General features: G+C 28.3%; 12 protein-coding genes. All 12 read right to left on the bottom strand.

Annotated elements, in window-relative coordinates; genetic code table 11:
• Positions 1–117: 117 nt before the first annotated feature.
• Entirely contained in the window at positions 118–2,478 is a 2,361-nt protein-coding gene (locus Q0617_RS08345) for a PD-(D/E)XK nuclease family protein (protein WP_298752368.1), read from the bottom strand.
• Complete coding sequence (locus tag Q0617_RS08340; protein ID WP_298752367.1) at positions 2,462–3,022, bottom strand: FixH family protein; 561 nt, start codon at positions 3,020–3,022, stop codon at positions 2,462–2,464. Before Q0617_RS08340 ends, Q0617_RS08345 begins: the two co-directional genes overlap by 17 nt.
• 7 nt (positions 3,023–3,029) lie before the next feature.
• Positions 3,030–3,665: a hypothetical protein gene (locus tag Q0617_RS08335; RefSeq protein ID WP_298752365.1), complete on the bottom strand. Its 636-nt coding sequence runs from the start codon at positions 3,663–3,665 to the stop codon at positions 3,030–3,032.
• Positions 3,666–3,768: 103 nt separating this feature from the next.
• Positions 3,769–4,008, bottom strand: a complete 240-nt coding sequence (locus Q0617_RS08330; protein WP_298752364.1) for a DUF4006 family protein — start codon at positions 4,006–4,008, stop codon at positions 3,769–3,771.
• Between the two features lies 1 nt (position 4,009).
• Positions 4,010–4,903, bottom strand: coding sequence for a cbb3-type cytochrome c oxidase N-terminal domain-containing protein (locus Q0617_RS08325; protein ID WP_298752363.1), 894 nt, complete (start codon positions 4,901–4,903; stop codon positions 4,010–4,012).
• A gap of 1 nt (position 4,904) precedes the next feature.
• On the bottom strand, positions 4,905–5,129 hold the full coding sequence (locus Q0617_RS08320) for a CcoQ/FixQ family Cbb3-type cytochrome c oxidase assembly chaperone (RefSeq protein ID WP_298752362.1): 225 nt from the start codon (positions 5,127–5,129) through the stop codon (positions 4,905–4,907).
• Between the two features lie 10 nt (positions 5,130–5,139).
• A complete protein-coding gene (ccoO, locus tag Q0617_RS08315; RefSeq protein ID WP_298752361.1) occupies positions 5,140–5,823 on the bottom strand; it encodes a cytochrome-c oxidase, cbb3-type subunit II in 684 nt (227 codons plus the stop codon).
• A gap of 15 nt (positions 5,824–5,838) precedes the next feature.
• Positions 5,839–7,305, bottom strand: a complete 1,467-nt coding sequence (ccoN, locus tag Q0617_RS08310; RefSeq protein ID WP_298752359.1) for a cytochrome-c oxidase, cbb3-type subunit I — start codon at positions 7,303–7,305, stop codon at positions 5,839–5,841.
• A 201-nt stretch (positions 7,306–7,506) separates the two neighbouring features.
• Positions 7,507–7,977 (bottom strand): SsrA-binding protein SmpB, encoded by a 471-nt coding sequence (smpB, locus tag Q0617_RS08305; RefSeq protein WP_298752357.1) that lies wholly within the window; start codon positions 7,975–7,977, stop codon positions 7,507–7,509.
• On the bottom strand, positions 7,970–8,746 hold the full coding sequence (locus tag Q0617_RS08300) for a 4-(cytidine 5'-diphospho)-2-C-methyl-D-erythritol kinase (protein WP_298752355.1): 777 nt from the start codon (positions 8,744–8,746) through the stop codon (positions 7,970–7,972). The genes smpB and Q0617_RS08300 overlap by 8 nt, the downstream gene beginning before the upstream one ends.
• Positions 8,747–9,595, bottom strand: a complete 849-nt coding sequence (truB, locus tag Q0617_RS08295) for a tRNA pseudouridine(55) synthase TruB (RefSeq protein ID WP_298752353.1) — start codon at positions 9,593–9,595, stop codon at positions 8,747–8,749.
• Between the two features lie 7 nt (positions 9,596–9,602).
• Complete coding sequence (locus tag Q0617_RS08290) at positions 9,603–11,657, bottom strand: UvrD-helicase domain-containing protein (protein ID WP_298752352.1); 2,055 nt, start codon at positions 11,655–11,657, stop codon at positions 9,603–9,605.
• Positions 11,658–11,747 lie beyond the last annotated feature (90 nt).

Raw genomic sequence — 11,747 nt, 5'->3', positions numbered from 1 at the left:
CTACTGCTAATGATTATGACAAACTATTTGCTAGTGTTACTTACGCATTTTAATATTTATAAGGGTTATTTAAATTAAAAGCGCGCGGAAGAGCCAAGCTTATTGCTTGGCTCTTTATTATCTATCACAAATAGTTTTAAACTCACAGTACTGACATATAGTTGTTTTATCACACTTCTCAAAATTTACTTTTTTTGTTTCTAGTTCTATAAATATATCTTTTAATAGTTCTAGCTTTTCTAATAATACAGTCTCTTCTAAGAGTCTAGAACTATTTAAATCATAATAATAAGCTTTTATATTCTCATATCCAAAAAGCTCTCTACAGGCTAAATAATAGAATTCTAATTGAAAATCAACACTACTATCATATGTTTTTAAACTATCAACTTTTAGACTTGAAGAAGTTTTATAGTCAATTAGCAAGTACTCATCATTTAACTTATCAATTCTATCAATGCTACCTTTTAAAACTATTCCATTAAAATTAAATTTAAAATCTTTTTCTATATCAAGAACTTTTAAATCTCTATTTTCAAATCTTTTATTTTCAAACTCTACAAAGGTATTTAATTTTTTTAAAAATACCTCTTTATCAAGTAATAAAAATGGATTATGATTAACCTGCTTTTCAAAAAGTGATTTGATAAGTTCAAAATTTATATTATCAACATCAAAGCTTCTATAAGCGCTTTCTAGTGTTTTATGAACCATACTTCCTAATTCATATCCTTTTGGCTTTAAACTAGTGCTATGCTCTTTTATTTTATGGATATACTCTAAGTAATATTTTCTTTTACACTCTAAATACTTTTTAAGTGATGTTGCTGACCACTCTTGCTTTGATAAATCTATATCAAAAATAATCTCTTCATCAAAATGATTTATGTTTTTATTTTTATACAGTATCTCTTTATACTCTTTATCTTTTGTTTGAGTATCCATTTTATCTTTAAAAAGTTCATCTGCAAACCTACTTATTTGCATTGTTTCATTTTGTGTGTATGAGATATATAGATTTTTTGCACTATTTATTAGCTTGTAGTAATAATACTTTTGTAGATTTTCTCTATCTTTTTGAGTTGGTAATTTTGCTCTTTTTTTAATAATAGAAGATAAGAATTTGTCTTTTATGCTAGATTTGGGAATAAAGTTTTCATTAAAATCACAAATTATCACAGCTTCATAATCTACAGCTCTGGTTTCTAGAAGACCCATTACTGTTATCATGCCAGAATTTATATCATCTAAAGATATTTTTGATATTTTTTGAATAAGTATTTTAATAGCCTCTTTAAAAACTATTTTTTGAATACTATTAAAAAATAGATGATTTAGTTTATATATTAATTCATCAAACTTTTCTATTAACTCTTTATTGTGTTCAATTGATGTTATATATTCAACAACTAAATTAAAATCATCTTTTTGTAGGCTCTTATTCCAAACAGTTTTTAAACTCTCTAATAAAGCAATATCTATCTTATAAAACTCTACTGTCTCTTTTGTTTTTCTTTCATCTTCGTTAAGATAGTTATATATGGAAGTAAGAGATTTATAAATTTTGCTATTATTTATACTTTTCCCCATGGCATAGTTAAAATAACCCTCATCATCAAACTGCTCTATTATACTTATAAACTTTTCATCGGGAACTACTAAGACTATATTTTGTGCTTCAATTCCAGAATTAACTGCATTTGTTATTGATTCTTTTATAAAAGCAATTTGATTTATTCTACTTGTAAATGCAGAGGTTTTTATATTTTCTAAATAACTTATTTCCTCTTCTTTTTCCAATATCTCTTTATTTGTCAAATCAATTTTGTAATTAAAACCACACTTTAAATCAAAACCAAGTTCAATAAAACTTTGTATTGATTTTTCATTATATTTATTGAATGACAAATTTATTATTGTTTTGATTTGTTTTGATATTTTTAATATTATTTCTAATTCAAAGTTAGTAAAATACCCTTCAAAATATATCTCTATACTTTCATATCTATCTAAGAAGTTGCTATTAATCTCATAATTGGTGGGTAAATTAATTTTATCTATAGCATTGTTTTCATTTAATATATTTGTATAGTTATTATAAATCTCTTTTAATATCTCAATATGTTCTTTGTAATACTCATAAGTGTCTACTAATTCTAAGCTATCAATTGATACCTTTTCTGCAGATAATTCACCAAAAAATCTAAACAGATAATCTGATTGTTTTAAAAAAGAAGTGAAATTATTTGAAATACCTAATTTTTCTAATCTTTTTACATTAGATGCAGATTTAAGATATAAAAATCTTTGTTCTTCGTCTATATATTTTTTGTTTGAAATTGAGATTGATTTTTTAAATAGTTCGTCAATAGTTATACAAGAAGGAAGCAATAAATTCTCACTGCTTCTTTTTTTTGTGGCTTCTCTTATAGCTCTTGAGGTGGGATAGACTATAAGCTTATTATCTATTAATAGCATTTGACTTTATGTAAAAGTAGCCTTTTTCTCCATCAGTTGTATCAATTGTTCCTGTAATATTCCAGTTACCCTCTTTTGCTAATTCAAAAGAAAAAGAGTAGTTATTATCTTCATTGTTTGAAATATCTATATCGGAATAACTATTTGTTGCTCGTGTAACTTTAAAATTAATTTTTGCATTATCTATTTTTAATCCAGTCTTATCACTTAATTCAAAAGTGATATTGTTTGAACCTTTATTAAAAATATCTTTGTGCATTGATTTATTATCAATTACTCGTTGAGATAAAAAGACGTCACTTATATCCAATTTATCAAACTCTTTTTCATTGATTTTAATTTTAACATTATATTTTTTACTAAACTTTTCATTTGAAGCAACAATATCGTTATAATCGCCATCAACATTATGATATGTACTTAAAAATGATTTATCTTCATGTACTGGTGTATTTACAGCTGATACGATAGTCCAAACTATCATTGCAAATGTAAATGAGAATATACCAATAAAAAGCAGTGGCCAATAATTTCTTTTTTTCATTTATTACCTATTTCTTTTTTGATCTTAATACTGCAAAAGTATAAAGAAGAATACCACCTAAAACTATTGTATACATAAAAACTTTCCATATAGTTCCAGCTGTTTTACCAGAATCTGGAATACCTGTTTCAAGTTTTTCTATGCCATTTGCATGGGCTATTTGATCAGCTATTTCATCATAACCATTTAATACAGCAGCACTAACTTTTGTGAATAATGTATTCTTATCTTTTGAAGCAAGTAATGGTACTACATAACCATTTAAAATATCATTTTTATCTATTATTTTTTCTAATTTTTCAGACATAAGTATATTTACATGTGTTTGCTCTAAAGCAATACTCATTAAAACATAAGGTTTTTCTAATTGTGAACTTATTTTATGTTCATGTTTTTTAATAAATTCTATTTTTTCTTTTGTGGGGATATCTTTACCTAGTCCAAGATTTGTTCTAGCATAGACATATATATTTACATTTGTTTTACTCTTTACTTCAGAGCCTATTTCCAATATTTTTGCTGCAGTTCTTGCATCAATAACAACGTCATCTGATATGACAAATTTATTTATACTTGCATTTAAGGGGATTAAAAAAAATAGCAGTGAAAACACTGCTATTTTTAAGATTGCAAAAGCTTTCATTTATCCTACAAATACTCTTGAAGAATCAAAGAATGCTAAGTAAACTGATAATACAGCTGATGCCAATAATAGTAGCCAAATAATTTTATCCATAGTCTACTCCTTACTTTTTACCAACAAGTTCGTAATGACTAGCATTATCTGAACTGTTAGCTTCAAGACCATTTAGATCTTGATTGATTTTATAAAAATTTTGAGCTTCATTTGCCTGTGTCATAATACCAAAATATGTTAAACCACCAAGTATTGATAGTAATAATACAGTAGCAATTAACATCCCAGTGATACCACTAAGAGCAAATATACCTCTTTCACTTTCATTCATTTGAGAATTTCCAGCCATTTTACTCTCCTAAACTTTGAATATAAGCAGCAACTGCTTTTTCTTGAGTAGGGTTTAATCTACCTTTGAAACTTGGCATTGTACCAATTATTCCATGTGTTTTACCATTCTCTAATACAGCAGAAACTAGAGCATCGTCATATGTTTTAATATTTGGACCAACTGCTTCAATACCTGTACCATCAGGACCATGACAACCAGCACAAACACCATATGCATCAGGTTGTTCACCTTTGAATCCACCTGCAACATAAGTTGAAACTGCATCAATGTCACCTTCATCTGTTAACATCATAGGAGGCATTCCACTTGGATATGAAGTTTTTAAGTTATTTAAACCTGTCTTAATGGCATGTTCAACATGATCTTTTGTAATTCTTAATGTTAAATTTTGTGATTTACCATTGATACCTTCTGCGTCAACACCATGACAAGGTGAACATTGTACTAAAAATATAGATTCACCCATTGCAGTTAAAGTTTCTTGTGATGGATTTTGCCATTTTGACTCAAATTTTTTATTGAATTCAATAGTCTCTTCATTCCATTGACCAATTTGAGAGAACCCATTTGTTGGATAACCAACTGTCCAGTACCAAAATAACCAAACAATAGTTCCAATAAATGCTAATCCCCAACCTGTAGGAATTGGATTTTTATATTCACCAATACCATCCCATTTTTCATCTGCTAATTCACCACCAGCAGTATCATTTTTCATTTGATTAATATACTTAAGAGTAACAAATACTGTAATTGTAATAATTGCAACTGCTCCAAGCATTGTTAAACTATTAATATAATCATCACTATTAAAAGCATCACCTGCAACGAAGTAAGTTCCTGCTAATAAAGCGACGATAAGAATAATTCCACCTATTACCATAGATTTCATACTATTTCTCCTTCTTATTTTCGTCTAAATTGTTATTTCTATCTTCAAGAGGTTTAGACTCTACTGAGTCATCATGTACCAAGTCTGAATATTTTTCAAAATCTCTCTCACCCTTTTTATCTCTTTTGTATATTGAGTAAGCGTAAGCATAAAAAATGACAAATACAGCAAGAATAAGAAAAAACTTCAAATATCCTTGCAAATCAACTATCTCTTGATGACTCATATCTAACCTCTTATTTTAAAGAATTCATGTACGCGATAATCGCAACAATCTCAGGAATCTGACCGTTCGCTACGGCATCTTTTACAGCTTTACTTTTCATATTTGCAGCAATTGCTTCTGCTTCTTTTAAAGCTTCAGCTTTTGCTTCTTCAAATGTTCCTAATGGAACATCTATCTTTCCATCTCCATTTAAATCTACATCATATGGAGTATTAAATACCTTTTTAACTGTAACAGCTTCTCCATATGCAGTCTCTACATCAGCAATATTTAAAAATTGATGTGCATAAGAAGGCATAATTGAACCTGGAACAACAGAAGCAGCATCCATCATATGAGTTTCATGCCAATCTGTAGTTCTATAATTTCCAACTCTCATTAAATCTGGACCTGTTCTTTTTGATCCCCATAAAAATGGTCTATCATAAGCATATTCACCAGATAATGAATACATACCATATCTATCAGTTTCTGATTTAAATGGTCTAACTAATTGAGAGTGACAAGCATTACATGAATCTTTAATATATACATGTCTTCCTGTTAACTCTAACACACTGTAAGGTTTTGTACCTACTGTAGGTCTTGATTGTTTTGCAAAATCAGGAATAATTTCAATAATACCTGCAAATGCAATAAATATAAATACTAATACCGCAAAGAAAAACGGTCTTTGTTCGAACCAATGAAACATAATAATCCCTCCTTCTTATGCAGCTACTGGCGTTGCGTTAGTTGGTTCTTTATCAAGAACTCTACCTGCAGTTGCCGTTTTATACATATTATATGCAAACATAAAGAAACCAATTAAGTACATTAATCCACCAACTGCTCTAATTGTATAGTATGGTTGTAATACAGTTACTGTATCAATAAAAGAGTAAACTAATGAACCATATTCATCATATGCTCTCCACATCATACCTTGAGTAATTCCTGCAATCCACATAGATGTAAAGTATAAAACGATACCTGTAGTTTGTAACCAAAATTGTGTATCCATTAATGATTTAGAATATATTTCTCTTCCATACATTCTAGGTGCCATATGATATAAAGCAGCCATAATCATAAATACTAACCAACCTAATGTACCATCATGTACGTGTCCTGGAATCCAGTCAGTAAAGTGCGCAATTGCATTAACTGATTTAATTGATTGAATTGGACCTTCAATTGTTGATAACATATAGAAAGTTGAAGCTAAAACCATAAATTTAATTAAAGTATTAGATTGTAACTGTTGCCACTCACCCTTCATTGTTAAAAGCATATTAATTGCTGATCCCCATGATGGTAAAATTAAAACAACTGACATAACAGAACCCATAGTTTGCATCCAATCTGGAACAGTTGAATAAATTAGGTGATGTCCTCCAGCCCAAAGATAAACAAACATTAATCCCCAGAAAGCTAAAATAGATAACTTATATGAGTAAACATTTTGTCCAGACTCTTTTGGTAAAAAGTAATAGATCATCGCAATAATTGGAACTGTAAATACAAAACCAACTGCATTGTGTCCATACCACCATTGTACTAGAGCATCATTTGAACCTGAATACATAGAAACAGAGTGATACCAGTTACCATAACCTGAAACTAACGCTGTTGGAACTTCCATAGAGTTAAAAAGGTGTAACATAGCAACTGCTAAGAAAGATGCAATAAAGTACCAAATAGAGATATATAATGTTCTCTCTCTTCTAATACCTATCAATCCAAAAATACTTATACCCCATAAAACCCACCACAATGTGATAAGAATATCTAAAGGCCACTCTAATTCAGCATACTCTTTTGAAGTTGTAATACCAGCTAATAGTGTAACAACTGCTAAAAGAATAGTGATGAAATAAAGTAAAAAATGTAATTTACCAATGGCCATTAAAAATGGTGATTCTTTCAAAGAGACTTTTAATACTCTTTGAGAGATGTAATACCATGAAGCAAAAATACCACTAAGAGTAAAACCAAACGCAACACCATTTGTGTGTAAAGGTCTTAATCTACTAAAAGTACCATATTCCCCAGCTAAATTATTTAACTCAGGAAATGCCATTTGAAATGCTAGAATAACACCAACTAACATACCAATGATACCAAACAGAATTGTTGCAAATGTAAAGGCTTTTGCAATTGAGTAATCATACTCGATTTGTGCACCGTTTTGCATCAATCTCCTCCTACTAATTTTTTTATACAAGTCACAGATTTGTCACTTATGAAAAGATGTTAACGAATTAGGAATAAATATAAGCTTAATTATTAGTTTTTTTTTTAGTATTTTTTTTTAAGTTTAATTTAAAACTACAATAAGTAACAAATTAAATTATTCTATTTTTTATGACTATATATAATAAAAAATTGACTTTTTTTACCAATTTTTTATTGCTTGTTCAGATTCTCTTTTTAAACTCTTCTCTTTTAAGTCTGCTCTTTTGTCATAAAGCTTTTTACCTTGTGCAGTTGCAATTTGTAATTTTGCAAAATTTTTAGCATTGAAGTACAGTTTTAAGGGAACAATTGTCATACCATCTTTAGTTACTTTTTCAAATAATTTATTGATTTGTTTCCTATGAAGAAGTAACTTTCTAGGTCTTGTTTCTTCAGGTCTAAAAACAGCATTTGTAGTCTCTAAATATGAGATATGAAGGTTTAATATAAAGACCTCATTTTTTATAATTCTTACATAAGAGTCTTTGAGATTTACTCTTCCTTCTCTTATAGATTTTACTTCACTTCCAAGCAGTTCTATACCTGCTTCAAAACTTTCAAGTATAAAATAGTCATGAAATGCCTTTTTATTCTTAAATGTTAAATTAATATTTTTTTCTTTCTTAGCCATTATTATTTACCTTAAAAAAACTACTTCCACTTCCACTAAAAAACCAATCTTTCTTTTCATACTCTTTTAACTGTGGATAGGTATCAAGAGCAGGTTTATACAAATCATTTGCATTTGATATATCAAGTTTATTTAATATATCTTTTGAACTCAGACTTAAAAGAAGGTCTCTTTCTTCTTGAGAAACCTCTTTATAAAACTTATTTCTAAAAGATGTAAATATTTTACCTGTATCACACTCAATTTTAGGTGTCATTACTTCTATATCTAATATATCTTCCTCATACTTTTCTACAATCTCACCAATGCCAGTTACATTTGCACTATCATATTCATATATAAAAAAAGGAACATCGGCACCTATTTTTGCACCTATTTTTGCTAACTTCTCTTTTGAGTAGTATAAATCAAATAACTTATTTGCCATAATTAAAAATGTTGCAGCATTTGAACTTCCACCACCAAGTCCTGCAAACTCAGGGATTTTTTTATCTACTTTTATACTATATATTCTAAAATAAGCATCTATTTTAGGACAATTATCTCTTAATGCCAAAAAGGCTTTATATATTGTATTCTTTTTTGTATCACAGCCAAAATCTCCAATAAGATTAAACTCATTATTTGGATTTTCAGGAATAAAAGTTATTGTATCATATAGATTTTTAACCCTTACAAACCTAGAAACTAATTCATGATAATTATCTCTTTTACCCGCAATTTTTAAAAAGATATTAACTTTTGCATATGATTTAGCACTTATATTCATTTATATCATTATCCTGTTTAATATATATTTCACTTCTTTTTTTTCTATTTCAATTATAGAAAAAAAATCATCAAATTTTACCAAATATTTACCATCTTCATTTTTATCTAAATATTCAATTAAGATTTTTTTACCTTGTTCAAAATAGGACTTATCGCCACTATAGCTTATCTCTTCCATATCTAAATAATCTAAGGGGTTTAAATCTTTTTCATTTTCATAAAAAAACTTTCCTTCATTTAACCGGTTTAGATAAGATAAAGTACCAACTCTATTTAATCTTTCAAGTAAAATTTGAGCCAAACTTCTTATATAGCTTCCTTCACTAACACTTGCCTCAAATGTTATAAAGGGATGATTATAAGAGATAAAATTTGTATCAAAAATTTTCATAACACTTTTTTTCATCTCAACATCTTTGCCTTCACGGGCTAAATTATATGCTCGCTCTCCATCAATTTTTTTGGCAGAAAACTTTGGAGGATAATACTCTATTTCTTTTTCTAAACTTTTTAACTCTTTTTTTATATCTTCTATATTTAATCTATTTTCTTCATTTACAGAAACTACATTTTCAATATCAAGGGAATCAGAAACTACACCCAACCAAATAACAGCCCTATAAGTCTTTGGAGTTTTTTGAAAAAACTGAAAAAGTTTAGAATACTGTCCAAAAGCAACTATCAAACACCCTTTCGCAAAAGGGTCTAAGGTACCTGAAAATCCAGCTTTTTTATTTTTATATTTTCTTTTTATTCTGTTTAAATAAGAGTTTGAACTCATAAACATTGGTTTATTTACAACAATTAACTTATTTAATGGTTCTTTATTATAAATTCTTTTTTGCATAAAACTCTTAAGCTTTTTCTACAAATGATGAAAGTATATCTCTTTTTGTACCACCAAAATTGATTGTAAGTTTGAAGTCTTTTCCAGCTTTTGCAGCTTTTTGAACTCTTCCCATACCAAAAATTTTGTGTTTTACTAAATCACCTTTTTTAAATGATGATGATTGTTGTTGGATTGTTAAACACCCTTTTATTAGTCCTGATTCAGTTAAAAATCTACTTTTTAACAGAGTTGTTCTTTTGCCTTTATAAAATCTAGAGTGAACAAAACTACAAGTTAAATTATCCATAGCTCTTGTAAAGGCAACATAACCCAATCGTCTCTCTTCTTCAGAATCACTTCCATCGCCAATTATAGGGAAAAATCCCTCTTCCATACCTATAATAAATAGATGCTTATACTCCAAACCTTTTGAAGCGTGAATACTCATCATTGAGATTGCTTCATTTTCTAACTCAGTATCTTCACTTCCTAAAGCTATTTCATTTAAAAAGTTATCTAGTTCTAAAAGAGGATTTTGAATAAAATAGTCCCTAACATACCCATAAAACTCATCAATATTTGCTTGTCTTTCAAAACCATCTGGTATATTTTCAAATGAAGCTCTAAAATCAAAAGTATCTTCAAAAGTATCTAGAAATCTCATCTTTGACTCTTGTAAAGTATCTTTTAAGTCCCAAATTGAGGCTAAAAATACTTTTAGGGTTCTTGAATTTTTCTTTCCTACTATTGCACTTAATTCATCTGGTGAAAATTCATCAACTATTTCAAAAATAGGCTTTTTCATCTCAATAGATTTTGCTTCAAGTTTGTCTATTGTAGTTTTACCAATACCTCTTTTTGGCTTATTTACAATTCTTTTAAATGAGAAGTTATCATATGAGTTTGTAATAACTCTAAAAAAAGCAATCAAATCTTTTATTTCAGCTCTTTCATAAAACTTCATTCCACCAACGAGTTTATAGTTAAGTCCGGCCTTATTAAAACCTTCTTCTAAAGACCTTGAAAGTGCATTTACTCTAAATAATATCGCTATATCACGACCTCTTACACCACTATCAAGTAACTTATTAATATCTTCAATTAATTTTCTTGTCTCTTCATTTTCATCATGTGATTCATAAACTTTTATGCTATCACCTTTTGCTCTTGTTCCAATTAATTTTTTACCCAATCTATCCCTATTGTGCTCTATTAATTGGTTTGCATGGTCAAGAATAGTATCTGTTGATCTATAGTTTTCTTCAAGTTTTACTACTAATGTATTTTCAAAATGCTCAGAAAAATTTAAAATATTTTTAATAGTAGCACCTCTCCAGCCATAAATAGACTGGTCATCATCACCAACAACACATAAGTTATTGTGTGTTGTACATAATAGTCTTAATAACTTATATTGTAATTCATTTGTATCTTGATACTCATCTACCATGATATATTGATACTTACTACTTGTCTCTTTTGCAAGGCTAGCGTTATTTGACATTATTCTGTAAGGAAGTAGTAGTAAATCATCAAAATCAACTAAATTATTTTTTAACAGATAGTTCTCATATTTTTCATATACATTTGCAACTTGTTGATAAATCTTAAGTTCAGCTCCTGTTTTTACCTCTAAAGGAGTCAATAAGGTATTTTTGTATTTTGATATTTCTGATACTAACATTGCAACAGGGATATCTTTTTCTATACTTCTTAGTATTCTTTTTTTGTCATCTGTGTCTATGATTATAAAATTGTTTTTTCTATTTAATTCACTCATATAAAACTTCAAAAAAAGCAAACCAAATTTATGGAAAGTACAAAGGATTGGAGGAGTAGTCATATTAGAACCAATCATTGTATAAGCTCTTTCTCTCATTTCAGTTGCTGCTTTATTTGTAAATGTAAGCGTTAAAATTGAGGTAGGGTCAATTCCTATTGATATAAGGTATGCTAATCTTGTGGTAATAGTTTTAGTTTTACCTGAACCTGCACCTGCTAAAATCAATAGTGAGCCATCAATATGTTTTGCAGCTTTTTGTTGAGATTCATTCAAACTTGATAAAAAATTTTCTGACATTTTAACTCCAATTAATTAACTATTATATCAAAAATAAAATAAAACTATTTAAATTAATATTTTTATATATAAATAAATGTTATCATTCTC

The sequence above is a fragment of the uncultured Arcobacter sp. genome (assembly GCF_937982575.1).
GTDB lineage: Bacteria > Campylobacterota > Campylobacteria > Campylobacterales > Arcobacteraceae > Arcobacter.
This window is presented reverse-complemented; position numbering and strand designations above follow the sequence as displayed.

What these genes read in the sequence shown, in the direction of transcription:
- smpB (WP_298752357.1), bottom strand. Translation starts at nt 7,977, where the DNA reads ATGGCTAAGAAAGAAAAAAATATTAATTTAACATTTAAGAATAAAAAG.
- Q0617_RS08330 (WP_298752364.1), bottom strand. Translation starts at nt 4,008, where the DNA reads ATGGCTGGAAATTCTCAAATGAATGAAAGTGAAAGAGGTATATTTGCT.
- ccoN (WP_298752359.1), bottom strand. Translation starts at nt 7,305, where the DNA reads ATGCAAAACGGTGCACAAATCGAGTATGATTACTCAATTGCAAAAGCC.
- ccoO (WP_298752361.1), bottom strand. Translation starts at nt 5,823, where the DNA reads ATGTTTCATTGGTTCGAACAAAGACCGTTTTTCTTTGCGGTATTAGTA.
- Q0617_RS08325 (WP_298752363.1), bottom strand. Translation starts at nt 4,903, where the DNA reads ATGAAATCTATGGTAATAGGTGGAATTATTCTTATCGTCGCTTTATTA.
- truB (WP_298752353.1), bottom strand. Translation starts at nt 9,595, where the DNA reads ATGCAAAAAAGAATTTATAATAAAGAACCATTAAATAAGTTAATTGTT.
- Q0617_RS08300 (WP_298752355.1), bottom strand. Translation starts at nt 8,746, where the DNA reads ATGAATATAAGTGCTAAATCATATGCAAAAGTTAATATCTTTTTAAAA.
- Q0617_RS08340 (WP_298752367.1), bottom strand. Translation starts at nt 3,022, where the DNA reads ATGAAAAAAAGAAATTATTGGCCACTGCTTTTTATTGGTATATTCTCA.
- Q0617_RS08320 (WP_298752362.1), bottom strand. Translation starts at nt 5,129, where the DNA reads ATGAGTCATCAAGAGATAGTTGATTTGCAAGGATATTTGAAGTTTTTT.
- Q0617_RS08290 (WP_298752352.1), bottom strand. Translation starts at nt 11,657, where the DNA reads ATGTCAGAAAATTTTTTATCAAGTTTGAATGAATCTCAACAAAAAGCT.
- Q0617_RS08345 (WP_298752368.1), bottom strand. Translation starts at nt 2,478, where the DNA reads ATGCTATTAATAGATAATAAGCTTATAGTCTATCCCACCTCAAGAGCT.
- Q0617_RS08335 (WP_298752365.1), bottom strand. Translation starts at nt 3,665, where the DNA reads ATGAAAGCTTTTGCAATCTTAAAAATAGCAGTGTTTTCACTGCTATTT.